The organism is Massilia phyllosphaerae (assembly GCF_034659755.1).
GTDB lineage: Bacteria > Pseudomonadota > Gammaproteobacteria > Burkholderiales > Burkholderiaceae_D > Telluria > Telluria phyllosphaerae.
The window spans coordinates 259,597-282,368 of the sequence record NZ_JAXSQX010000004.1 but is presented as its reverse complement, the minus strand read 5'-3'; the positions used below and the strand labels follow the sequence as shown (position 1 = coordinate 282,368).

At 63.1% G+C, this 22,772-nt stretch carries 19 protein-coding genes, 2 tRNA genes and 1 pseudogene; 12 read left to right on the top strand and 10 right to left on the bottom strand.

What is annotated here, in order from left to right:
• The gene (locus U1H99_RS17110) at window positions 1-1,263 is read left to right on the top strand and encodes a sugar MFS transporter (RefSeq protein WP_375341625.1); all 1,263 of its coding nucleotides are present in this window, start codon (window positions 1-3) and stop codon (window positions 1,261-1,263) included.
• A gap of 252 nt (window positions 1,264-1,515) precedes the next feature.
• Window positions 1,516-2,496: an aliphatic sulfonate ABC transporter substrate-binding protein gene (locus U1H99_RS17105; RefSeq protein ID WP_375341624.1), complete on the top strand. Its 981-nt coding sequence runs from the start codon at window positions 1,516-1,518 to the stop codon at window positions 2,494-2,496.
• Between the two features lie 22 nt (window positions 2,497-2,518).
• On the opposite strand, the gene U1H99_RS17100 is transcribed toward U1H99_RS17105, so the two are convergent.
• Together U1H99_RS17100 and U1H99_RS17095 are read right to left on the bottom strand one after the other, a co-directional pair.
• Window positions 2,519-4,120, bottom strand: a complete 1,602-nt coding sequence (locus U1H99_RS17100; protein WP_323142920.1) for a rhodanese-related sulfurtransferase — start codon at window positions 4,118-4,120, stop codon at window positions 2,519-2,521.
• Between the two features lie 20 nt (window positions 4,121-4,140).
• Window positions 4,141-4,704: a cysteine dioxygenase family protein gene (locus U1H99_RS17095; protein ID WP_323142919.1), complete on the bottom strand. Its 564-nt coding sequence runs from the start codon at window positions 4,702-4,704 to the stop codon at window positions 4,141-4,143.
• Window positions 4,705-5,274: 570 nt separating this feature from the next.
• Here U1H99_RS17095 and U1H99_RS17090 point away from each other — a divergent pair.
• Window positions 5,275-5,661 (top strand): VOC family protein, encoded by a 387-nt coding sequence (locus U1H99_RS17090; RefSeq protein WP_323142918.1) that lies wholly within the window; start codon window positions 5,275-5,277, stop codon window positions 5,659-5,661.
• 506 nt (window positions 5,662-6,167) lie between these two features.
• Here the strand turns inward: U1H99_RS17090 and U1H99_RS17085 are convergent.
• From U1H99_RS17085 to U1H99_RS17075, 3 genes are all read right to left on the bottom strand, one after another.
• Window positions 6,168-9,257 carry an efflux RND transporter permease subunit gene (locus tag U1H99_RS17085; RefSeq protein ID WP_323142917.1) on the bottom strand — a complete coding sequence of 1,030 codons (3,090 nt, stop codon included), beginning with the start codon at window positions 9,255-9,257 and terminating at the stop codon, window positions 6,168-6,170.
• On the bottom strand, window positions 9,254-10,372 hold the full coding sequence (locus U1H99_RS17080) for an efflux RND transporter periplasmic adaptor subunit (RefSeq protein ID WP_323142916.1): 1,119 nt from the start codon (window positions 10,370-10,372) through the stop codon (window positions 9,254-9,256). The genes U1H99_RS17085 and U1H99_RS17080 overlap by 4 nt, the downstream gene beginning before the upstream one ends.
• 78 nt (window positions 10,373-10,450) lie before the next feature.
• A complete protein-coding gene (locus U1H99_RS17075) occupies window positions 10,451-11,068 on the bottom strand; it encodes a TetR/AcrR family transcriptional regulator (protein WP_323142915.1) in 618 nt (205 codons plus the stop codon).
• 90 nt (window positions 11,069-11,158) lie between these two features.
• Here U1H99_RS17075 and U1H99_RS17070 point away from each other — a divergent pair, with 90 nt between their 5' ends.
• The 4 genes and pseudogenes from U1H99_RS17070 (at window position 11,159) to U1H99_RS17055 (ending at window position 15,368) form a co-directional block, all read left to right on the top strand.
• Complete coding sequence (locus U1H99_RS17070) at window positions 11,159-12,634, top strand: efflux transporter outer membrane subunit (protein WP_323142914.1); 1,476 nt, start codon at window positions 11,159-11,161, stop codon at window positions 12,632-12,634.
• A 233-nt stretch (window positions 12,635-12,867) separates the two neighbouring features.
• A pseudogene (locus tag U1H99_RS17065) lies at window positions 12,868-12,990 on the top strand (IS5/IS1182 family transposase); the annotation flags it as partial.
• Between the two features lie 608 nt (window positions 12,991-13,598).
• A complete protein-coding gene (locus U1H99_RS17060) occupies window positions 13,599-14,663 on the top strand; it encodes an RES family NAD+ phosphorylase (protein ID WP_323142913.1) in 1,065 nt (354 codons plus the stop codon).
• 129 nt (window positions 14,664-14,792) lie between these two features.
• On the top strand, window positions 14,793-15,368 hold the full coding sequence (locus tag U1H99_RS17055; protein WP_323142912.1) for an SMI1/KNR4 family protein: 576 nt from the start codon (window positions 14,793-14,795) through the stop codon (window positions 15,366-15,368).
• Between the two features lie 81 nt (window positions 15,369-15,449).
• Here the strand turns inward: U1H99_RS17055 and U1H99_RS17050 are convergent.
• From U1H99_RS17050 to ispB, 3 genes are all read right to left on the bottom strand, one after another.
• A tRNA-Pro gene (locus U1H99_RS17050) sits at window positions 15,450-15,526 on the bottom strand.
• A 36-nt stretch (window positions 15,527-15,562) separates the two neighbouring features.
• Window positions 15,563-15,639: transfer RNA gene (locus tag U1H99_RS17045), tRNA-Pro, on the bottom strand.
• Between the two features lie 52 nt (window positions 15,640-15,691).
• Complete coding sequence (gene ispB / locus U1H99_RS17040; RefSeq protein ID WP_323142911.1) at window positions 15,692-16,681, bottom strand: octaprenyl diphosphate synthase; 990 nt, start codon at window positions 16,679-16,681, stop codon at window positions 15,692-15,694.
• Window positions 16,682-16,947: 266 nt separating this feature from the next.
• Here ispB and rplU point away from each other — a divergent pair, with 266 nt between their 5' ends.
• From rplU to proB, 5 genes are all read left to right on the top strand, one after another.
• Window positions 16,948-17,259 carry a 50S ribosomal protein L21 gene (rplU, locus tag U1H99_RS17035; protein ID WP_036230184.1) on the top strand — a complete coding sequence of 104 codons (312 nt, stop codon included), beginning with the start codon at window positions 16,948-16,950 and terminating at the stop codon, window positions 17,257-17,259.
• Between the two features lie 40 nt (window positions 17,260-17,299).
• Window positions 17,300-17,581, top strand: a complete 282-nt coding sequence (rpmA, locus tag U1H99_RS17030; RefSeq protein ID WP_141838237.1) for a 50S ribosomal protein L27 — start codon at window positions 17,300-17,302, stop codon at window positions 17,579-17,581.
• 148 nt (window positions 17,582-17,729) lie between these two features.
• Window positions 17,730-18,842 carry an Obg family GTPase CgtA gene (gene cgtA, locus U1H99_RS17025; protein ID WP_323142910.1) on the top strand — a complete coding sequence of 371 codons (1,113 nt, stop codon included), beginning with the start codon at window positions 17,730-17,732 and terminating at the stop codon, window positions 18,840-18,842.
• 124 nt (window positions 18,843-18,966) lie between these two features.
• Window positions 18,967-19,377 carry a DUF4345 family protein gene (locus tag U1H99_RS17020; protein WP_141838233.1) on the top strand — a complete coding sequence of 137 codons (411 nt, stop codon included), beginning with the start codon at window positions 18,967-18,969 and terminating at the stop codon, window positions 19,375-19,377.
• Between the two features lie 18 nt (window positions 19,378-19,395).
• Window positions 19,396-20,523, top strand: coding sequence for a glutamate 5-kinase (gene proB / locus U1H99_RS17015; protein WP_323142909.1), 1,128 nt, complete (start codon window positions 19,396-19,398; stop codon window positions 20,521-20,523).
• A gap of 5 nt (window positions 20,524-20,528) precedes the next feature.
• On the opposite strand, the gene U1H99_RS17010 is transcribed toward proB, so the two are convergent.
• Entirely contained in the window at window positions 20,529-21,107 is a 579-nt protein-coding gene (locus tag U1H99_RS17010; RefSeq protein WP_323142908.1) for a hypothetical protein, read from the bottom strand.
• A gap of 89 nt (window positions 21,108-21,196) precedes the next feature.
• Window positions 21,197-22,747, bottom strand: a complete 1,551-nt coding sequence (locus tag U1H99_RS17005; protein ID WP_323142907.1) for a hypothetical protein — start codon at window positions 22,745-22,747, stop codon at window positions 21,197-21,199.
• Window positions 22,748-22,772: the final 25 nt, after the last annotated feature.

Genomic DNA, 22,772 nt, shown 5'->3' with positions numbered 1-22,772 from the left:
ATGGCAAACATGGCACCTAACACAGCGCGGGTCGCGCCGCAGGATCCCGCGGGGACACAGCAGCGTGGCAACACGAGCGCGCTCGTCATCGTCACCATGCTGTTCTTCATGTGGGGCTTGATCACGTCGCTCAACGACATCCTGATCCCGCACCTGAAATCGATCTACACGCTCAGCTACGTCCAGGCGATGCTGGTGCAGTTCTGCTTCTTCGGCGCCTACGCCATCATCTCGCTGCCGGCAGGCGCCCTGATCCGCCGCATCGGCTACCAGAAGGGCGCCGTGACGGGCCTGCTGATCGCCGCGGCCGGCTGCGCGCTGTTCTACCCGGCGTCGTACAGCAGCTACGGCATGTTCCTGTTCGCCTTCTTCGTGCTGGCGGCGGGCATCACGGTGCTGCAGGTGGCGGCCAACCCGTACGTGGCGGTGCTCGGCCCGGCACGCACGGCGTCCAGCCGCCTGACGCTGACCCAGGCCTTCAACTCGCTGGGCACCACCATCGGCCCGGCGGTCGGCGGCCTGCTGATCCTGTCGGCCGTCGGCGCAGCAGCCGGCGCCACCGCCGATGCCGCGACCGTGCGCGGCCCCTACCTGGCCCTGGCGGCCACGCTGGCCGTGCTGGCCGTGCTGTTCATGGCGGCCCGCCTGCCAAAGATCGCCGAGACCGAAGATGTGGCGCTGGAAGGCGAGGGCCACGGCTCGGCGCTGGCGCACCGCCACCTGGTGCTGGGCGCGCTCGGCATCTTCCTGTACGTGGGCGCCGAAGTCAGCATCGGCAGCTTCCTGATCAACTTCCTGGGTGAATCGCGCATCGCCGGCCTGTCGCACGGCGACGCCGCGCACTACGTCAGCATCTACTGGGGCGGCGCCATGGTCGGCCGCTTCATCGGCTTCGCCGTGATGCGCGTGGTCAGCCCGGGCAAGGCGCTTGCCTTCAACGCACTACTGGCGATCGCCCTGGTCCTGACCGCCACCTTCGGCTCGGGCACCACAGCGATGTGGGCAATCCTGGCAGTCGGCCTGTGCAACTCGATCATGTTCCCGACCATCTTCACCATGGCGCTGCACGGCCTCGGCAAGTTCACCGGCCAGGGCTCGGGCATCCTGTGCATGGCCATCGTCGGCGGCGCCATCGTGCCGTTCGCGCAGGGTGCGCTGGCGGACTCGATGGGCGTGCAGATGTCCTTCCTGCTGCCGGCGGCTTGCTATGCGTTCATCCTGTATTTCGGGATGAAGTACGCTTCGCTGTACAAGGCGAAGTAAGCCTGAAGCGGTTTTAATGGAAAACAGCGGGCGATTGCCCGCTGTTTTTTTTGGATGATTAAAACCGGCAACGGGATGAGCGGGCTTGACGATGAAGTGCCGCTAACTCGGCGGCGATATATAAAAACACAATATTTAAATCTGAAAACATTCGTTCGGCCTGGAACAGGTGCTCCATACAATGCGATGCTCCATGCGGCATATTCGTCCTCAAGCCGCGCAACGCTTTCTAGCCTGTTTCCAAAGCCTCTTATGCCATTTCCCCGGAAAAACCGTCGTCTGCTGTTGTCGTTCCTTGCGGCTGTGCCATTGATGGAAGCAATGCCGGCTTATTCGCAAAAAGCCCCCGATATCATGCGCATCGGATACCAGAAGTCTTCGACACTGCTGACCATTATCAAGGCACGCGGTGTCCTTGAGCAGCAGCTGGCACCCCTTGGCATCAGGGTGAGCTGGCATGAATTCGCCAGCGGCCTGCCGCTGCTCGAGGCGCTGAATGTCGGCGGGGTCGACTTCAGTGCGGACGTGGCCGATACCGTCCCGGTATTCGCGCAAGCAGCGGGGGCAAAGCTCACCTATGTCGCGCAGGAGGCCCCGTCCCCATCGGCGCAGGCGATTGTGGTACGCGCCGACTCGCCACTCAGAACCGTCGCGGACCTCAAAGGCAAGAAGGTTGCCGTGACCAAGGCGGCGGGCAGCCATTATCTGTTGATCTCGCTTCTGGACAAGGCAGGCTTGAAGTTCAAGGATGTGCAACCGGCCTACCTCACGCCGGCGGATGGCCGCGCGGCCTTCGAGCGTGGCAGCGTCGATGCGTGGGTGACGTGGGATCCGTTCCTGGCGGGCGTGCAGCGCCAGACGGCGGTGCGCGTGCTGGCCGATGGCCGTGGCGTCGCCGACTATCAAAGGTATTACCTCGCACGGACTCCCTTTGCCGAAGCCAGGCCGGAAGCGTTGGCGATCGTGTTCGATGAGTTGCGCAAGGCAGGGCGCTGGGTCAAGCAGCATCCGAAGGACGCCGCTGTCTTCCTGGCGCCCGTCTGGGGCCTCGATGCCGCGACGGTGGAGTTGGCGAATAGCCGCCGTAGCTATGAAGTGCGCGCAGTCGTTGCCGAGGCGCTCGGCGAGCAGCAGCGGATCGCGGACGCGTTCCTGGCCGAGGGCCTGCTGCCGAAACGGGTGGAGGCGACGGCCGTGACGCTGTGGAAGCCAGTACAGCAGAATAGCCGGTGACCAACCATCGTGAGCCGGGGGTTCAGACGACGTTGAAGAAGTGTGTGCCGTCGCGCTCCAGCTGCGCAATCAGTCCGAATTCCCAATCCAGATACGCCTGCATTGCTTCGGTCGCATTATCGGTGCCTTCATAAGGACGACGATAGCGGTCGCTCCGCGGCACGGCGAGCCGCGTCTCGCCTTCTTCCAGCGGCAGCTTGGCCTCGATCCATGCCTGCGTCCCGCCTTCAAGTACCGCGACCTCGGCCTGCGTCAGCCGCTTCAGGTCGGCGGCGGCGAAGCGGGCCAGCTGGCTTGTCCCGCAGGTGAGCACGTATCGTCTGGCAGAGGGAATCTTCTCCAGTGCCTGCTGCAGTTGCGCGCGGATGACGAACCACGCGCCAGGGATGTGGCGTTTGACGTAGTTGGCGCTGGCGGTGACGTCGAGCACGGCGACGTCGTTTTCCTTCGGGTCGTTCAGCCAGCCTGCCAGTGTGCCTGGTGTGATCGTGGCGACGGCTTCGGCTTCGGGCGCGGGGTGGCCTACGGTACCGGTCTCGCTGCGCAGTCCCGCATCGACGGGATCGACTACCCAGACTTCCCAACCCATCTGCGCCAGCCACGACGCGCTCATGTCGGCGCGCACGCCATCGTCGTCGGCAAGTACGATACGCGCACCGCGCACCGGGGCATTGTGGTCGGTTTCCTGTACCAGCTGGCCGCCAGGCGCGCTGACGAAGCCGGGGAAGTGGCCGGCGGCAAATTCATCCGGCGTGCGCACGTCGAAGCGGTACACGGTGCGGCCTGGCGCATCCAGTGAAGCCAGTTCTGCATAGGCGATGCGGCGCACGCCGGCTTTGGCGGCGATGTCACGCGCGCCGCTCTGCGCGCGAGCGCGGTTGATGGCAGTCACGTCGGCGGGGGCGCGGCGGCTGGCGCCGCGGTCGAGCTTCTGGCCGGCGAGCGTCCAGCCGATGGTGCCGTTGCGCAGCGCTGCCACGGGGTTGGGGAGGCCGGCATTGACGAGCGATTGTGCGCCGATGATGCTGCGCGTGCGGCCCGCGCAGTTGACGATCACGCGTGTTGCCGGATCGGGCGCCAGTTCGCGCACGCGCAGCACGAGTTCCGCGCCGGGTACGTTGGTGGCGGTGGGGATACTCATCGTCTGGTATTCGTCGAAGCGGCGCGCATCGACCACCACGGCATCGGCGTGAGCGTCGAGCAAGACTTGCACTTCCTGCGCGGACAGGGACGGCGTGTGCCGTTTCGACTCGACCAGTTCACCGAAGGATTTGCTTGCCACGTTGACGTCGCGGAAGGTTTCCCCGCCGGCAGCGATCCATCCGGCGAGGCCGCCTTCGAGCAGGTGCACGCTGGTGTAGCCGAGAGCGCGCAGGACTTGCGCGGCGCGCGGCGCGAGGTCCACACCGTCATGCTCGCCATAGACCACGACGGGCGTGTCGCGGCGCGGAATGCGTGGCCACGCATCGAGTTCCAGTTTCGATAGCGGAAAATTGGCGGCCCATAGCGGATGCGATTGGGCGAAAGGATCTTCCTCGCGCACGTCGATCAGGGCGATCTCCTTGCGGTCCAGCAGAATCCGGCGGACCCCAGCGGGCGTGAGAATGGGAAAGGTTGACGTCATTGGGGTTCCTTGGATCGGTCTCACAGGTTGGGAAGATGCTGGTTGGCGTAGCCGGAGATGAAGGATATGCGTGTGCCGTCTTCGTTGTAGACGGAACGCCTGACGGCGCCGATGTTCGCGCCGTAGACGTGGATGCTGATCGACACCCGGTCGTCATAGGCATTGTGCACCCGATGGGTGTCGCCGAGGGCGGGCGAGACCGCTTCGACCTGCCCGGGTTCGAGGCGGACGGGACGACCTTGCGCCTGCGGCCGGCCATCCTGGTCGAGCGTGAAGGGCTGCGAATATTCCGCACCGCGCAGCATGCCGATCAGGCCCCATACCGTGTGGTCGTGAATCGGTGTGCGCTGGCCCGGCCCCCAGACGAAGCTGACAATGGAAAAACGTTCGGCGGGGTCGCAGTGCAGCAGCAGCTGCTGGTAGTGCTGCGGATGTGGCTGCGCATAGGTGTCGGGCAGCCAGTCGTCGCGCGCAACCAGCTTCGCCAGCAGCGCGCCGCCTTCCGCCAGGATGCGTGGCTCGTCGGGGCACCGGTCGAGCAGCATGGTAAGGCTGGTGATGAATTCGCTTAGCGGTGCTGTCATGTCAGGCCTCCAGTCCCGCCTTGCCGGCGGCGATCAAGATCGATTCGTTCTGAAAAGGAAACGCTGCACAGCGTACCAGCGTCAGGTCGTTTTGATAACGACGGAAATCGGATATGCAGTGTCGGTTTTCATCGCGGTTTTTCCAACTATGGACATTTATTTTTATTCGTCCATTACGATGCGCATTCCTATGTGCCGCCAATGGGTTTTATCGACGCCCTCATGCTGTGTCCCGACCTCGGAGCGGCTGAATATGGAGTGGCACTGGTTCGGTTGAATAGGGGGCGGCATGCGCTGTTGTTCACCTAGTAATCGGCTGGATGGCAGGGAGTCATATCGTTTTGGTTGAGAGCCAATGTCCAAGTACGTCATGGGCTCGAGCCAAGGTATTAAGATCCCCTCAGAGCCGGGTGTTGTCTGTTGTTTCAACTATTGTATTTGCGGCTTAGCAACATGTTATCCTGAGATGAGTGGCCGAGTTCGGCCAGAAGCCGACGTTGACTGCTGAGTTTAAATTTACCCGCTCAAGATAATCTAATCGTCCTAAAGGCCAATAATGAAGGAAACAAGATGATCAATCACATTGACCATATCGTTCTTACAACGGTAGACGAGGACGCTTGTGTCGAGTTTTACCAGGGCGTTCTAGGCATGAAGTTAGAAGTGTTCAACGAGAACCGGAAGGCATTAACGTTCGGTAATCAAAAGATAAACATACATGTCAAAGGCAAAGAGGTAGAGCCGAAAGCCCACTTGCCTGTTCCTGGTGCACTTGACCTATGCTTCATCGCGAGTATTCCCCTTGCCGATGTCATCGAAAATTTGCGTACTAGATCTATATCGATTGCTGAAGGACCCGTTCGTAGGACCGGAGCACATGGCCCGATTGAGTCTATTTATCTCCGCGACCCTGACCTGAACCTCATCGAAATATCTCAATACGTTACGAGCGCGTAGGCACACCTAGAATATCAAAGTCGGCCGGAGAGCCGCTATCGGCCAGGAGCGGCCGTTGCGACTAGCTGCTTCAGTTATTTTCGGCGACCTTACAGTCGAGAAACGGCGCAGTGTGCCTCGTTATAGACGTTAGTGTGGAAAATCCTTGAGCATTGAAATCGTCCAGCAACACCTGAGCGCGGCTTGCAAAGAAGACATCCCGAAGGTTGTATTTTTGACCGGTGGTTGGGGCGAAGGGAAAACTCATCAGTGGCGAATTGCCCTTAAGGCGGCGCAAGCAGAAGCTAAGCCTCCGAAATTCGCATACGTGTCGCTATTCGGTATCAACAGTCTGACCGGGCATATGCAGCGCGAACCGCGAGTACCAAGCGATAACTCTACAATACCGTTTACCAACGCAACCGTTGGACGCTTTCCCGATCAACGTTCATACAGAAAAACGGGCACTCAGCGCAGCGTGCCCATTTCGTCGGCAGCGGGGAACGGCGCTACCGCGGTTCCGACCGTTAGACGGTCGGTGCCAGCGCCGGCTCGCTTACCGCGGCACTGGAAGGCTTGATCCTGAACCAGATTGCGTACATCGCCGGCAGGAATACCAGCGTCATGACCGTGCCCGCGAAGGTGCCGCCGATCAAGGTATAGGCAAGCGTTCCCCAAAACACCGAATGGGTCAGTGGGATGAACGCCAGTATCGCGGCCAGCGCCGTCAGCAAAACTGGACGCGCGCGCTGCACCGTTGCCTCGACCACGGCGTTGAACGGCGCCAGTCGGTTCGCGAGGTTGTATTCGATCTGACCGATCAGGATCAGCGTGTTGCGCATCAAGATACCAGACAGCGCTACCAGACCGACCAAGGCGTTGATGCCGAACGGCTGGCGGAACAGGATTAACACAGGCACGACGCCGACCAGGCCGAGGGGGCTAGTCAGGAACACCATCACCATCGACCCGATCGAACGCACCTGGAAGATGATGATTAACAACGTGAGCGCGACCATGATTGGGAAGAGCGGCAACAGTGCCGCGTTGGCTTTGCCAGCTTCCTCGATCGATCCCGCCGTTTCCAGTTTGTAGTCAGATGGCAGTGCTGCCATAATCGGCTGCAGTGCCTGCGCGACGGCCATCGACACATCTGGCGGTTGTAGACCCTCAGCGATGTCGCCGCGGATCGTAATCGTCGGCATGCGGTCGCGGCGGCGCAGGATCGGCTCCTCGGGGCGCACATCGATCAAGCCAACCTGCGATAGCGGAATACGCTGGCCCGCCGCGCCGACCAGCGTGAAGGCGCCAATGCGGGCCGGGTCGAGGCGTATGTCGCCGGCGGCCCGCGCCACCACCTGGACCGAGCGGATGTCTTCGCGCACGGCGGTGACGGCCACGCCGCTCAGCAGGAACTGCAGCTGCTGGGCCACGGCGCTGGAATTCAGGCCAACGGCGTGAAGGCGGTCCTGGTCGAGCGTGAAGTGCAGCGTCGGCACGCGCGTTCCCCAGTCCGTGTTCACGGTGCGCATCTGTGGGCTGGCATGCATCACAGACTCAACCTTGGCGGCGAGCACGCGTAGCGTCTCGGGATCGGGGCCGGACAGGCGGAACGCTACTGGGTACGGCGAATAGGGACCGAACACAAGCTGCGTCACACGCACCCGGGCCTCGGGCGCGAGGCCGTCGGCGACGACGGCGCGCAGGCGCAGCTTCAGCGCCTCACGTTGCTCTTCGTTGCTGGTGCGGATCACAATCTTGGCAAATGACGGATCGGGCAGCTCCGGCGCCATCGCGAGATAGAAGCGAGGCGCGCCCTGGCCGATGTACGACGTAACGATCTCGGCTTCCTTCTGCTTCGCCAGCCACGCCTCCACCTTGGCGGTTGCGGCCGCCGTGCGTTCGATCGACGTCCCATACGGCATTTGCACATCGACAAGCACTTCGGGCCGGTCGGAAGTTGGGAAGAACTGTTTCTTGACGATGGCCATGCCGGCACCGGCCAGCACGAGGGTACCGATCACGACCGCCGCGACCAGCCACTTGCGGCGAATGACGGAGCCGAGCAAGCGGCGGAATCGGTTGTAGCCGGGCGTGTCGTAGATCGCATGCGCGCCTCCCTCGATCTTGGGAATTGCGGGCAGCAGCTTGACGCCGAGGTAAGGCGTGAACACGACCGCGACGATCCACGACGCGATTAGCGCGATGCCGACGATCCAGAACATATTGCTTGTGTATTCGCCGGCCGTTGACTTGGCGAAGCCGTTCGGCATGAAACCGATCGCTGTCACTAAAGTGCCAGAGAGCATCGGCGCGGCGGTGTGGCTCCACGCATAGGCAGACGCCTGCACACGGTCGTAGCCTTCCTCCATCTTGACCACCATCATCTCAATGGCGATGATAGCGTCGTCGACGAGCAGGCCAAGCGCGAGGATCAGAGAACCGAGCGTGATGCGATCGAAATTCTTGCCTGTGCCTGCCATCACGACGAACACCGCGGCCAGTGTGAGCGGCACGGCTGCTGCGACGACAAGGCCCACGCGCCAACCCATGCTGAGGAAGCACACGACTAACACGACCAGCAGCGCGACGAAGAACTTGACCATGAATTCGTCGACGGCGCCGGCGATGTTGACGGCCTGGTCGGTCACCTTGGTCAGGCTCTGCCCCAGTGGCATGTCCTTGTTGACGACGGAGACCTCGGCGTCCAGCGCCCTGCCCAGGTCCAGCCCGTTCCAACCGTCGCGCATGACGACGCCCAGCAGCAGCGCCGGCTCGCCGTTGTTGCGGATCTGGAACGTGGCCGGATCTTCGTACCCGCGCTCGACGGTCGCGATATCGGCCAGCTTCAGCGTGCGGCCCTGGCTCACCACCGGCGTCTCGCGGATCTTGCGCAGTTCGTCGAAGGCACCGTCCAGGCGCACGAAGACCTGCGATCCCTTGGTGTCGATCGAGCCGGCCGGCGTCAGTACGTTCTGCGCGTTCAGCGCCGTGAACACGTCTTGCGGCGCGACACCCAGCGTGGCCAGGCGCTCGTGCGAAAACGACACGAAGATGCGCTCGGCCTGCTCGCCGATGATATTGACCTTCTTCACGCCGGCCACGTGCAGCAGGCGCTGACGCAGCATCTCGGCGTCGCGCACGAGCAAGCGCCCCGCCTTACCGCGCGCCTTCAGGGCGTACAGTGCGAACGTGACGTCGGCAAACTCGTCGTTGACGAGCGGGCCGATGACCCCGGACGGCAGCTCAGCCTGGGCATCGTGCAGCTTCTTGCGCGCTTGGTAAAACTGGTCGGGCACTTCGGACGGCGGCGTGCTGTCCAGCAGCGTCACGGTCGTGAATGCCAGCCCCGGACGGGTGTAGGTCTCGGTACGGTCGTAGTAGCGCAGCTCCTGCATGCGCTTCTCGAGCGGTTCCGCGACCTGGTCCTGCATCTCGCGCGCGGTCGCTCCCGGCCACGCCGTGATTACCGTCATCGTCTTCACAGTAAAGGGCGGATCCTCGGCGCGCCCGAGCTTGAGGAAGGCCAGCACGCCGGCCAGCATGATCAGCAGGATGAGGAACAAGGTTACGGAGCGCTCGCGTACCGCCAGTGCCGACAGGTTGAAGCGGCTCATTGTGCCTCTCCCGCGCTGGCCGTGTCGGCGATCTGCCGGGCCTGGCCCGCCATCCGCACCGTCTCGCCGTCGTGCAGCAGGTGGGCGCCCACCGCGACGACGCGCTCGCCTTCCTTCAGCTGGCCGTCGACGCGCGCACTGTCGTCGCCGATGCCCCGCACCCGGACGGGGCGCCAGCTCACTCTAGCCGGCGTCCCAGCCACGACCCACACCCCGGCGCTCTTGCCGGTGTCGAACACCGCGCCGGCTGGCACCTGCAGCGCGGGCCGGCCGGCGCCTTCATCATCCAGGTGCACCGTGACGGTCGAGCCGAGCGGGGCCGCCGCCAGCGCGCCGTCGAGCACGTAATTGGCTTCGTAGGTCCTGGTCAGGCGGTCGGCGGCATCGGATAGTTGGCGCAGCCTAGCGCCGCCGCTCGCATGGCCGCCGCCGTACAGCGTGGCCCGGGCCCGCGTGCCCAGCGGCGGACGTACTGTCTCCGGCAACTGGACGATGGCCTCGCGCGGGCCCGCATGCGCCAGGCGCACGACGCTCTGGCCGGCGCCCACGACCTGGCCCGGCTCGGCCAGTGTCTCGACCACAACGCCGTCCGCGTCGGCTGCCAGCACGGCATACCCAGTGGCGTTCCGGGCGACGCCGTACTGTGCCTCGGCCGCGCTCAGCTGGGCGCGCGCCGTGTCGGCCGCGGCCTTGTATTGGTCGTAGGCGGACGCGGACACAGCCCCCTCGGCCACGAGGTCGTGGTAGCGCGCCTCGTCATCGATCGCCTGCTTCGCGCGCGCGCGCGCGGCGGCGACGGCGTCAGCCTGGGCTTGGGCCTGTAGGCCGAGGTCGACCGGATCGATGCGCATGAGCGGCTGGCCGCGCCGGACGGTCTGGCCGACGTCGACCAGGCGTTGCAAGACCTTGCCGGGTACCCGGAAACCGAGGTCGCTCTGGACGCGGGCGCCAACGACGCCCGTGAATGAACGGGACGCCGGGGCCTCGCTATCGACGAGCACGGTTTCGACCAACGGCGCTTCGACGCGCGGGTCAAAAACCGTTTTGTCGCTGCACGCTGCCAGGGCGAGCGGCAGCAGGTAGAGGAGCTGTGTGCCGCGGGAACGCGTAAGCATGGGGAATCCCCTTTCGAATTAGAAAGGGGTCATTTTTATTCTTGTGACCAATTAAGTCAATAGTCACGAAAGAAATTGCTATGGTGCGAGACTCCTGAGCACGAGGCCCGACAGGTGGACCGCGGCCTCCTGGGCATGTTCCAGGTTGTATTGAAGCATGACAGGAATGACGTAGGGCTTGAGCATGAAGCAGATCGCACGGGTCGTCTCGTCCAGCGGCGTCTTGCGCTCGAACTCGCCCGCCTCGCGCCCTTCCCGCACGATCGCCGTGACGACGCCTTCCACATAAGCCTCGTACGCCCCAACCGACGGCCAGGACGCCAGCGACGCCGTGGCGGCGATGTCGTAAAGCTTGCGCTCGGCAAAGAACAGCTCGCTGCCTGCGTCGACAAAGGCCTTGAACATACGGCGGAAACGGTCAGACGCACTGGTGGCCCCAGACATGGCGGCATCGACCGTACGCTGCATCTCGCCGAGGCGGTTCGCGCAGATGACTTCGCCAATCGCTTGCTTCGAATCGAAGAACTTGTAGATGTAGGCCTTGGAAAAGCCGATCGACTTTGCCAGGTCCGACACCGTCGTCTTTTCGTAGCCGTAATGGGTGAAATATTCGGAAGCGGCATCGACGATCTGGGTGCGTACGTCGTGATCGGATGGGCCGCGCGTCTTGGGGTGAGATAGGCTGGATTTGGTCATGGTGATAGCTTAGCGCCTCAAAAGAAGGTTTGACAAATGTGACTAAATTATATTATGGTCACAAGTCACTATATTCGCTAAGGATACACTATGTTCAGGATACGCTTGGTCGCCGCGTCGGCGCTCGCCGCGCTGACGACCGCATGCGCCGTGGGACCCGACTACCACCGCGCGGATGCGACGCTGCCGGCGCGGTTCACCGGCTCGGCCGGCGAGGCGCCACCGGCCGCCGAGCTGGCAACGTGGTGGGACGGCTTCGGCGACCCCCTGCTGAGCCGTTACGTCGGGCTCGCGCTGCAACAGAACCTCGACCTGGCGCAGGCGGCGGCTCGGGTCGAGCAGGCACGTGCAGGCCTGGGCGCAGCCAACGCGGCGCTGCTACCGTCTAGTGCCGTCACTGGCTCGGCGGCGCGCGCGCGCCAGTCGGTCGAGACGCCGGTCGGCCAGTTGCTGAACGCGCAGCCTGGCTTCAACCGCTGGGGCAATGCGTACGACGCCAACCTGGCGGTTAGCTGGGAGATCGACGTCTTCGGTGGCCTGCGTCGCAACCGCGAAGCGGTGCTGGGCGATTACGAGACGTCGCGGGCTGCCGCAGTCACGATCCGGCTCGCGGTTGCTGCCCAGACGGCGGACGCCTACATTGCCGTCCGCGGGCTTCAGGCGCGCCTCGAGGTCGCCCGGCGCCAGGTGCAGACTCGGCAGGACTTGCTTGCAAAGGTGACCCTGCTGTACGACAAGGGCGTGGCGTCAGAGTCCCAGATGCGCCAGACGGACGGTGAGCTGGCTCAGGCCCAGGCGACCGTACCGGTGCTGCAGGCCGGCCTCGACGCGGCGCTGAACGCGCTCGACGTCATGCTCGGTACGTCGCCCGGCACGCACCGCGCGGAGCTCGAGTCCGCAAGTACCATTCCGGCCGTGCCACGCATCGCCGGGATGGGCTCGCCGGCGGATCTGCTGCAGCGCCGCCCAGACCTGATCGCCGCAGAGCGGCGCGTTGCCGCCGCGAACGCACGCATTGGCGTGGCGATCTCGGAGTACTACCCCCACTTCTCGCTCGGCGCGCTGCTCGGCAGCGTTACGACGCTGTCGAGCGGTAACCTGTTCAAGGACGGAGCCAGCCAGGCGTCGGCCGTGCTGGGCCTGCGCTGGCGGCTGTTCGACTTCGGCCGCATCGATGCGCAGATCGGCCAGGCCAAAGGCCAAGAGGCGGAAGCGCTGGCGGCATATCGCCTTGCCGTGCTGCATGCAACGGAAGACGTCGAGAATGCGTTCTCGGCGCTAATCAACCGCCGTGAGCAAGCCAACGTGCTGGTGCGCGGCGAGGATGCGCTCACGCGCTCTCGCGCATCTGCGTTCGCGGCCTACCGGCGCGGCGCTGGCAGCCTGATCGACGTGCTGCGCGCCGACGAGACATTGCTGCAGACGGCAGACGCTCGAGTGCAGGCACAGACCGAACTTGCGCGCGCGGCTGTTGCCAGCTATCGCGCGCTGGGCGGGGGCTGGACGCCGCAGGCGGAACCCAGCGTGGCCGCCGCGCACGGCGAGCGACCAGTGTCCTCGTCGTAAGCAGTCATGCTAACGTCATCTAAGTCCTGCCAGCGGACACCCGCGCCGCTCGTGACAGTGGCGCCTAGCGCAGCAGACTACGCTACCTGCCCGGCGTTACCGTGTCGCGCGGTCACTGGCGCCCAGCTTCGCCAGGACGGTCTTCATGCGGCCGTTTATAGTCTCTTCCGATATCGCGAGTAGAGAGCTGATCACCCGGCTCGAGTAATCGGGTGAACCCGGCGCAACCTGCTGAAACCAAGATGTGCTGCTTCAAGCTGTTGAGCGAACGCATAGCGCGCACCTTCGAGACTCAGGTCGTCGAGCTGCAGGAGCGAGCTGCTGTGCTAACCGCTCTAGAACGCCTGACAAAACCCCTTGGTTACTCTGTAGGCAACAGCCGGGTACACTCAGCCCTGCCGACCGGCCGAGTTCGGCCAGGAGCGGACATAGCCAATCCGAAGACGGCGATAAAACTACAGGGCACAAAGGGAAGTATGCGTAATGCTGTGAGAGCGACTGCCACAGTCGCTGGTTTCCTGTTCATCGCCTATTGGGCCATCTTTGGCTGGATGGTGTATGTGTCGCCACTCAAGTACAGTGAGATGGACTTTGATCACGATGGGCGAGTGAGTTACAGCGAAGCAGGCTATGCGTCTTCATTCGGAACGCGGAGGTACGGGGATCGTGGGCATCACTGCATGGAATACTTTGCTTACAAAGATGGGTTGCCCCTGAAAACGATCTGTCGTGACTAACGAAATAGTGGTTCGACTTTTCTAGGGTTACCAGCGGATTGTGTGCGCGGACTATCTGCGGCTGCTAAGGGGCGGGAGCGGCCTGTCGTGACACTCCGCGAGATTTTTCGACGTGACAACATGCTATGCTCGCCCGACCGTCTGCAGCCGGCCAAAACCGGTCATCGAGGTTTAAAAAATTCATGCCTATTCAATCGTTGAATTCGGCAAAAATATAGGGAGCCGGTATGTCCTACCAAGCTGAAGTTCTGCTCTGCTCTCACTGCTTCAAAGATGAGGGACTGCGGATCGATGCTGCAAAGCATGGCCTTGAGCAGCTGGGTGATTGTCCGAATTGTCAAAGCCCGGATGGGCAGAAGCTGACACGAGACCATATTAAAAGTCTAGCGTGGCGCTTCTTCGTAAGCGGAACCACGATCCGGTGCGAGTACGGCGCAGCGCCAATGATTCAGTTCAACGAGCACCGTTACGGCCAGGGCGATATTGTCTCTTCGGCGTGGCTTGAGAACGACATTAGGCTTATCCAGGAGGCTGCCAAAATTGGATTGTTTCATTACGGTCCTCGGCTGTGGATGGTCGGGGAAGTCGAGCCACTCAAGGCGCTGCAGGATCCAAAGACTCGTCCTCAGATCATCGAACGTATTCTAGAGGAGTACTCCGAAGAAACGCTTAGCGTGGGCAGCAAGTTCTACCGCCTGCGCATCAGCCCTGAATATCCAGCGGAGCCGTCACAATACGACAGTCCACCAGCAGCTTTTGCAGGTAGAGGGCGTTTAGATTCTCCAGGTCTATCCGTGATGTACGGATCGCAAGACCTTGATGTTTGTATCCATGAATGCAGAGCGTCGACCGAGGATGATATATATGTCGCAACCCTGAAGGTTCAGAGGGATCTGCGGCTACTGGACCTCACTTATCCCTTGGAGGAAGCAGAGACCGAGTTCGAAAGCCTGGATATGGCAATCCACATGTTGTTTCTTGCCCGCTCTCACTCATATGACATCGCCCGTGACATTGCCCTTGCCGCGAAGGCTGCTGGTTTTGACGGTGTGATCTATCCATCCTTTTTCAGCCTGATTCGCACCGGCGCCCATCCTTTCGAAACAGCCTATGGTCTGTCGCTTCGTCTATTCCATCCCGAACGCCGTCAATATGTGGAGGCAAGCACCATTCGAAATTTCGCCCTGTTCGGCAGGCCGGTAGAAAGCGGCTTGGTCAGCGTCGAGTGCATAAATCGTCTTATCCTTACCCAAGTTAGCTATCGTGGGCATTTCGGGCCGGTCAAGTACTGAACGCCAAGAGACGAAGCAACCCACGATACCTGAACTGACACCACAATTGTTGAGTCTGCCAGTACACACCGACAACTGATTCAGAGCGTACTCGACGGTCCGCTTCGGGTCGATAACGGACACAGCTAAATGTCTGCCGCCAGACAGGAACAAACCCAAATTGTTCCTGATTACTCATCGAAAATCATGAAAACCATACCCAAAGATTTTTGGGAACAGTCTGGCTACGAGGCGCAGAAGTACGAAGGCGAGCCATTAAGCGATGACCTCGTTTCAGCCGTCGAAAATACACTGGGATACAAGCTGCCGCGCTCCTATGTCGAGCTGATGCGGACGCAAAACGGCGGCATCCCATCACGAACATGCTATCGCACGCATCAGCGGACATCCTGGGCCACTGACCATGTAGCGATCACCGGTATCTACGGGATTGGCTTCAGCAAGGCCAGTACGCTGTGCGGGCAATTCGGTACCCCGTTCTGGGTTGACGAGTGGGGCTATCCACCACTCGGTGTTTATTTTGCAGATTGTCCTTCTGCCGGGCACGACATGATTTGTTTGGATTACTCCGCTGTAGGACCTGACGGAGAGCCTCGCGTCGTGCATGTAGACCAGGAGCTCGACTACCGGGTAACGGTGTTGGCGGAGACATTCGAACAATTCATCCTTGGACTCGACACTGAAGAGAACTTTCCGATGGAGTGAATCACGGCCGCAATGCCGATGCTGGCGCAGAAAACAAAAAAGCCAGATCACCGAAAGGTCGATCTGGCTTCTGGAATTCTGTGGTCGGGGTGAGAGGATTCGAACCTCCGGCCTCTACGTCCCGAACGTAGCGCTCTACCGGGCTAAGCTACACCCCGACTGGTACTGAATACTGCTGAGGGAGATGAAACTGATGGTCGGGGTGAGAGGATTCGAACCTCCGGCCTCTACGTCCCGAACGTAGCGCTCTACCGGGCTAAGCTACACCCCGACTGGTTTGAGATTCGTTACCGGAATCTCGGGAAGGCATGATTTTAGTTGTCTTAATGGTTCCTGTCAACAGCGAAGCTGCAGAGCTGGAGGAGGCTGTCCTTGTACTCGCTGTCCGGCAAATCGGCGATGGCGGCCTTGGCGCGGTCGGCTGCGACTTCCGCTTCGCGGCGGGTGTAATCGAGGGCGCCGGTGCTGCTGACTGCGGCGAGAACGGCGTCGAAATGGGTCTCGTCGCCGTTTTCGATGCAGCTGCGGATCAGCTCACGCTGTTCGGCGGTGCCGTTCTCCATCACGTAGATCAGGGGCAGGGTGGGCTTGCCTTCGCGCAGGTCGTCGCCGACGTTCTTGCCGATTTCGGTGGCGTCGCCGGCGTAGTCGAGCACGTCGTCGATCAGCTGGAACGCGGTGCCCAGCGAGCGGCCGAATTCGCCCGCGGCTTCGATCTGGCCGTCGTTCGCGCCCGCGATCAGCGCACCCAGCTGGGCCGCGGCTTCGAACAGCTTGGCGGTCTTGGAGCGGATCACGGTCAGGTAGCTTTCGCGCGTGACGTCCGGGTCGTGCATGTTCAGCAGCTGCAGCACTTCGCCTTCCGCGATCACGGTGGTGGCGCGCGACAGGATCTCCATGATGCGCATGTCGTCCAGGCTGGTCATCATCTCGAAGGCGCGCGAGTACAGGAAGTCGCCGACCAGCACCGAGGCCGCATTGCCGAACAGCGCGTTGGCGGTCTGGCGGCCGCGCCGCATCGACGACTCGTCGACCACGTCGTCGTGCAGCAGGGTCGCGGTGTGGATGAATTCGACCACCGCCGCCAGTTCGTGGTGGCCGGCGCCGCGGTAGCCGTAGGCATTTGCCAGCAGCAGCACCAGCACCGGACGGATCCGCTTGCCGCCGGCACTGATGATGTACTCGGCAATCTGGTTCACCAGGGCGACGTCGGAATGCAGCCGCTGTCGGATCACCGTGTTGACGGCCCCCATGTCGGTGGCGATCGTGCGGGTGATGGGATTCTGTTGGGCGGTTTGAATGGCGGCGGACAAGGCAGACCTGCGTGAGGAAGAATGCGGTTTGGATTTTGTTAAGTGCCGTGATTATACGACAAGCAAGGCAATTCAGCGGTTTTCCACATGTATCGCAAGGGCAAGGGAGCAGCCTGATGAGCAGCTGCCACAGGGGTGTGTGCAGCTGCCACAGCCGTTTTGACACGGCGCAGCAATGCGGATATAATCCTCTGTTCCCTGAGCCTCGAGGTCTTCAAGAATCGGTTCAATCGGAAAATTTTTTAACAATTAATGAGGTTTCAATCATGTACGCGGTCATAAAAACCGGTGGCAAGCAATACAAAGTTGTCGCTGGCGAAAAACTCAAAGTAGAACAGATACCGGCAGACATTGGTTCCGAACTCACTATCGATCAGGTTCTCGCCGTTGGCGAGGGCGAGAGCATCAAGTTTGGTGCTCCGCTGGTGGAAGGTGCTTCGGTTCGCGTGACTGTTGTGTCGCACGGTCGTCACGACAAAGTGCGTATCTTCAAGATGCGTCGTCGTAAGCACTACCAGAAGCGTCAGGGCCATCGCCAGAACTACACCGAAATCCAAGTGGTTGCGATCAACGGCTAATTGCCGCGCGCCCATTCTTTAGTCAGCAAGGAGCATCTAAATGGCACACAAAAAAGGTGGCGGTACTACCCGCAACGGCCGTGACTCAGAAAGCAAACGCCTTGGCGTGAAAGTCTACGGCGGCCAGGCAATCAATGCCGGCGGCATCATCATGCGTCAGCGCGGTACCACGGTTCGTCCGGGCACCAACGTCGGCCTGGGCAAGGATCACACCCTGTTCGCACTGGTCAACGGCACTGTCAAGTTCGTCAAGCAAGGCGTCGGCTCGAAGCAGTTCGTGACCGTCGTTGCTGCTCCGGCAGCCGAAGCAGTCGCAGCGTAATTAAAGGGCCGCGCAAGCTGTCGTGCAATGCACGGCGGGTGCGCGCGGTCCCCTTAAGGCGAAAGCCTTAGAATTAAGGCTCTGCCATCGGTAGAGCCTTTTAATTTTTTGGGCGGCCGAACCGCCCAATTTTCTAAGTGGTCTCATCATGAAGTTTATCGACGAAGCAAGAATCGAAGTCATCGCCGGCGACGGCGGCAACGGCTGCGCCTCGTTCCGCCGCGAAAAGTTCCGTCCGTTCGGCGGCCCCGACGGCGGCGATGGCGGCAAGGGTGGCTCGATCTGGGCGATCGCCGACCGCAACATCAATACGCTGGTCGACTTCCGTTTCTCCAAGGTGCATACGGCGCGCAACGGCGAACCGGGCCGCGGCTCCGATTGCTACGGCAAGGGCGCCGAGGACGTCACCCTGCGCATGCCGGTCGGCACCCTGATCATCGACGATAACAATGGCGAGATCATCGCCGACCTGACCGAGCACGGCCAGGTCGAACTGCTGGCCAAGGGCGGCGAGGGCGGGTGGGGCAACATCCACTTCAAGACCTCGACCAACCGCGCGCCGCGCCAGAAGACCGAGGGCAAGGACGGCGAGCGCCGCTCGCTGCGCCTCGAACTGAAAGTGCTGGCCGACGTCGGCCTGCTGGGCATGCCGAACGCCGGCAAGTCGACCTTTGTCACCGCCGTCTCGAACGCGCGCCCGAAGGTGGCCGACTACCCGTTCACGACCCTGCACCCGAACCTGGGCGTGGTCCGCGTCTCGCACGAAAAGAGCTTCGTCATCGCCGACATTCCCGGCCTGATCGAAGGTGCCGCCGAAGGCGCCGGCCTGGGTCACCAGTTCCTGCGTCACCTGAGCCGTACCGGCCTGCTGCTGCACATCGTCGACCTGGCTCCGATGGACGGCAAGACCGACCCGGTCAAGGAAACCAAGGCGCTGGTCAAAGAACTCGAAAAGTACGACGAAGAGCTGCTCAACAAGCCGCGCTGGCTGGTGCTGAACAAGCTGGACGTGGTGCCGGAAGACGACCGCAAGAAGGTCGTCAAGGACTTCGTCAAGAAGATGGCCTGGAAGGGCCCGGTGTTCGAGATCTCGGCCCTGAACCGCGAAGGTTGCGAAGACCTGGTGCATGCCATCTACCGCCACCTGGAAGAGATGCGCCATGTGGAGCAGCGTTCGGAAGAAGTGCAGATGACAGCGGAAGCACGCGGCATCTCGTCGATCGATCCGGACGATCCGCGCTTCAAGATCCTCGAAGACTGATGGTAGTCTCGACAAACCTACTGCGCGTTGCATTGTCGGTCTGCGATGCTCGCTGTACTGTTCGTACAGTTGCGCTTCTCGACCAACACTGTCGCCGCTCGCTACGGTTTTTCGAGACTCCCTGATGGTGTTTTCCGAAGCCACCCGCGCACGCCTGCGCACGCAAGTGCTGCAGGCCACGGCCACCGTCTGCTCGCTGGCCGCGTTCTCGGCCATGCTGAACCCGGACGTCGTCGCGACGCGGCTCGGACTGTTTCTCGTCGGCGTGAACGGCTACAGCCAGTTCTACGCCATCTATGTCGGAGTGCGCTTCGCTACCGCGTTGCTGGCTCTGCTGGCGGCGCGGCGGGGCGACCAGCCCATCCTCGGCGACCTCACCGCACTGTTCATCCTGGCGCAGCCGGTCGGCCGCCTGGTCGCGGCGTTTGCGATCGGCCTGCCCCAGGGCGTATTGTTGGCCATCTGCGGGATCGAATTGCTGGCCGGCCTCGTGCTGCTGGCATTGCGTCCCTGGGGACGCCCGCTCCTGTCCTGAGTTCGCATCCACTTCGACATGACCACCCTCCAATCCGTTATCCAAGCCTCCGGCCGCATCATCGTCAAGGTCGGCTCCTCGCTCGTCACCAATGAAGGCCGCGGCCTCGACAACGCCGCGATCGCGCGCTGGGCTGCCCAGATTTCTTCGCTGCGTTCGCTCGGCAAGGAAGTCGTGCTGGTGTCGAGCGGCGCCATCGCCGAAGGCATGCTGCGCCTCGGTTTCAACAGCCGCCCGACCGACATCCACGAACTGCAGGCCTGCGCCGCCTGCGGCCAGATGGGACTGGCCCAGATCTACGAAACCAGCTTCCGCACCCACGGCGTGAAAACCGCGCAGGTGCTGCTGACCCACGCCGACCTGGCCGACCGCGAACGCTATTTGAATGCGCGCTCGACGCTGACGACGCTGCTGCGCCTGGGCGTGGTCCCGATCATCAACGAGAACGACACCGTGGTCACCGACGAAATCAAGTTCGGCGACAACGATACCCTGGGCGCGCTGGTCGCCAATTTGATCGAGGCCGACGCCTTGGTGATCCTCACCGACCAGAAAGGCCTGTATTCCGCCGATCCGCGCAAGGACCCGCAGGCGCGCCTGATCGAGGAAGCGCAGGCCGGCGATGCGTCGCTGGAAGCGATGGCCGGCGGCGCCGGTTCCAGCATCGGCAGTGGCGGCATGCTGACCAAGGTGCTGGCCGCGCGCCGCGCCGCGCGCTCGGGTGCCCACACCGTGATCGCCTGGGGCCGCGAAGACAACGTGCTGGTGCGCCTGGCGCAGGGCGAGGCGATCGGCACCCAGCTGACCGCGCCGACCGCGCGCCTGACCGCGCGCCGCCAGTGGATGGTCGACCACCTGCACACCGCGGGCGAGCTGGTGCTGGATGCGGGCGCCGTGCAGAAGCTGGCGAAAGAGGGTAAATCGTTATTACCGATTGGCGTGGTCGCGGTGCGCGGCGAATTCGGGCGCGGCGCACTGGTCACCTGCAAGGGCGAGGATGGCCACGAGATCGCGCGCGGCCTCACCAACTACACCGCCAGCGAAGTCAAGCGCATCATGCGCCATGCGTCCAGCGAGATCGAACAGATTCTCGGCTACGTCGAGGCGCCCGAGCTGGTGCACCGCGACAACCTGGTCCTGCTCTAAAGCCTTCAGCCGGCGGGCGCCGGGGCCGGCGCGGGTGCGGGTGCGTCGCGCAGTAGGCGCACCTGCCCGGCCGAGACGGTGCCCATGCCGGGGTGGAAGGACACGCGCAGCGCGCCGACCTCGCGTACATTCTGCATCGTCTGTTCCAGCTGGACGTAGTCGCAGCCGCCCGGCGCCGACAGCTGGATGCCGAGCCAGGCCAGGTGCCAATCCCCTTTTGCGTCGCGCACTTCGACCTTGTCGAGGTCGTGGAACGCCTTTGCGCTCAGCGCCAGCTGGAAGGCGCGTGCCTCCACCGGCGCGTCGAGCGTGAATTCCATCCCATTGTTGTTCCCCGGCTGCGGCGCGGCGTGCGGCGCGTCCGTCCAGCTGCCTTCCGCATCCTTTGCGCTGCCCAGCGTGCATTTCACCGGCACCGTGGCCAGCTTGCGCGCCGTCGCCGCAGCTTCCAGGCGCGCGGTCTCGACCGCCTTGCGGCTGGCCTCGGCCGGATCGGGAGCGGGCTGGGACTTGCCCGAACAGGCACAGAGCAGGGATGCGAGGGCGAGCAGGGAAGCGTGGGGGCGGAACTTATTCAGGTGCATGGTGATCGAGGATGTCGTGCTGGATTGCAAGCTGCAAGCCTAGCATGTCCCGCGCCGTTCAACAGCACCAGTTTCATACGGAACGCGCGTCAGTACACGCGCATGGCATCGCGTCCATACAGCAGAATCGTGTAGTCGCCGCAGCGTACCCGTGCCGGCGGCGGGCCGTTGATCGCTTCCAGCCGCGCCGCCGGGATATGGTACTGCGGTGGCGCGTCCGGGCCGACCAGGGCGAAATCGTAGGCTGGGCGGAAGTAGCGTTGGCTGGTAATCCAGGGCAGCTCTTCCAGCGATGCGATGTGCTGGGCCAGCACGATGCCGCGGCGGCTGAAGCGCTGGAACGGCTTGGCGTCCCAGTACTGGGCAACCCCGTGATGCAGGTCCATGCGCGCCAGCGCGCGGTCGAGGCAGGCGCTGTCGGCGGGGTAGTAGGCGCTTTCGATCGGGTGCGCCTGCCATTGGCGCGCCGTCGCCATGCCGGTGCCCAGTGCAAACGCGCATGCGCCCGCAAGCAGCAGTGCCGGCGCATGGCGTCTGCGTAGAAGATGCGCCACCATCATCGGCGCCAGCAGGATCGGCCAGCACGCCGCCGGGATGAAGTAGCGCGCCGCGACCGGCAGCGGGGCCAGCGGCAGCGACACCGCCAAGGTCATCGTCGCCGAGACCAGCCAGAACACCAGCAGCCAGGCCAGCGCCGGCGGCAAACCGAAGGGATCGCGCCGCCGTGCCAGCCGCACGGCGCAGGCCAGTGCGAAGGCGACGCAGGCCAGCCAGCCCAGGGTCGCCGCCGGCAGCGCTTGCCACAGGTCCAGCCCGAAGCCCGCCAGGTCGTGCAGGTTGGCGGCAAGGCGGCCGCGATCGAGGTGCACGTCGTAGCGGGTCGGGTGCGCGACCAGCAGCGTGTAGCCGACGTGGCCGAGCAGGGCGGCCGCTACCGGTGCCCACGCCATGGCCAGGCGCCGGCGCCGGCCTGGCTTGCCGCCCTCAAGCAGGATACGGGCGCTCGCGGCGCCGGCCAGCGGCAGCGCCGCCTGCAGCAGGAACAGGCTGTCCGACAGCGTGACGAGAAATGCCAGCAGGCACGCCGCCCCCAGCGCAGGGCGCGAAGCGGTGGCGTCGACGCGCAGCCAGGCCGTTGCCAGCAGCACAGCGGCGAGGAAGCCGCCGAAATGGTAGGCATTCGACAGCAGCAGCACGAAGGGTTCCCGGCCCGATGCGGCCAGCCAGGCAAACAGCGTCAGGCTGCACGCTGCCGCCGGCAACGCCGCCCTGGTGCCGAGGGCCCGTGCCAGCAGCGCCAGCGCGCCGAACAGCAGGGCGCACTGGAGGATACCGAACGCGATGATCTGGTAATAGGAGGTCGGCGCCACCCACCAAGCCGCCAGGTAGAGCGGGTAGTCAGGAAAGAAGTAGGGCGCCGGCGTCAGGTACCAGTCCGACAGCCGGCCACCGCGTACCAGCAGGTCGTCGAACAGCGTCGGCAGATACAGGGCATCCGCGTTCAGCAGGCCGGCGCGCAAGGGGGGGCCGCTCAGGTAGCACACGGCCAGGCAGGCCACGGAAAAAACCGGGAGCAGCAGCGGGAGTAACAGCTGGAGTAGCAGCGTCAGCGACAGCGAAGCGGCGGTGCGGATCGGCATGGCTGGCCTCGGCGGATGGTCATCG

Bases quoted from the DNA above. Each gene is read 5' to 3' on its own strand.
- U1H99_RS17110 (WP_375341625.1), top strand. From the start codon at position 1: ATGGCAAACATGGCACCTAACACAGCGCGGGTCGCGCCGCAGGATCCC.
- U1H99_RS17105 (WP_375341624.1), top strand. From the start codon at position 1,516: ATGCCATTTCCCCGGAAAAACCGTCGTCTGCTGTTGTCGTTCCTTGCG.
- U1H99_RS17100 (WP_323142920.1), bottom strand. From the start codon at position 4,120: ATGACGTCAACCTTTCCCATTCTCACGCCCGCTGGGGTCCGCCGGATT.
- U1H99_RS17095 (WP_323142919.1), bottom strand. From the start codon at position 4,704: ATGACAGCACCGCTAAGCGAATTCATCACCAGCCTTACCATGCTGCTC.
- U1H99_RS17090 (WP_323142918.1), top strand. From the start codon at position 5,275: ATGATCAATCACATTGACCATATCGTTCTTACAACGGTAGACGAGGAC.
- U1H99_RS17085 (WP_323142917.1), bottom strand. From the start codon at position 9,257: ATGAGCCGCTTCAACCTGTCGGCACTGGCGGTACGCGAGCGCTCCGTA.
- U1H99_RS17080 (WP_323142916.1), bottom strand. From the start codon at position 10,372: ATGCTTACGCGTTCCCGCGGCACACAGCTCCTCTACCTGCTGCCGCTC.
- U1H99_RS17075 (WP_323142915.1), bottom strand. From the start codon at position 11,068: ATGACCAAATCCAGCCTATCTCACCCCAAGACGCGCGGCCCATCCGAT.
- U1H99_RS17070 (WP_323142914.1), top strand. From the start codon at position 11,159: ATGTTCAGGATACGCTTGGTCGCCGCGTCGGCGCTCGCCGCGCTGACG.
- U1H99_RS17060 (WP_323142913.1), top strand. From the start codon at position 13,599: ATGTCCTACCAAGCTGAAGTTCTGCTCTGCTCTCACTGCTTCAAAGAT.
- U1H99_RS17055 (WP_323142912.1), top strand. From the start codon at position 14,793: ATGTCTGCCGCCAGACAGGAACAAACCCAAATTGTTCCTGATTACTCA.
- rplU (WP_036230184.1), top strand. From the start codon at position 16,948: ATGTACGCGGTCATAAAAACCGGTGGCAAGCAATACAAAGTTGTCGCT.
- rpmA (WP_141838237.1), top strand. From the start codon at position 17,300: ATGGCACACAAAAAAGGTGGCGGTACTACCCGCAACGGCCGTGACTCA.
- cgtA (WP_323142910.1), top strand. From the start codon at position 17,730: ATGAAGTTTATCGACGAAGCAAGAATCGAAGTCATCGCCGGCGACGGC.
- U1H99_RS17020 (WP_141838233.1), top strand. From the start codon at position 18,967: ATGGTGTTTTCCGAAGCCACCCGCGCACGCCTGCGCACGCAAGTGCTG.
- proB (WP_323142909.1), top strand. From the start codon at position 19,396: ATGACCACCCTCCAATCCGTTATCCAAGCCTCCGGCCGCATCATCGTC.
- U1H99_RS17010 (WP_323142908.1), bottom strand. From the start codon at position 21,107: ATGCACCTGAATAAGTTCCGCCCCCACGCTTCCCTGCTCGCCCTCGCA.
- U1H99_RS17005 (WP_323142907.1), bottom strand. From the start codon at position 22,747: ATGCCGATCCGCACCGCCGCTTCGCTGTCGCTGACGCTGCTACTCCAG.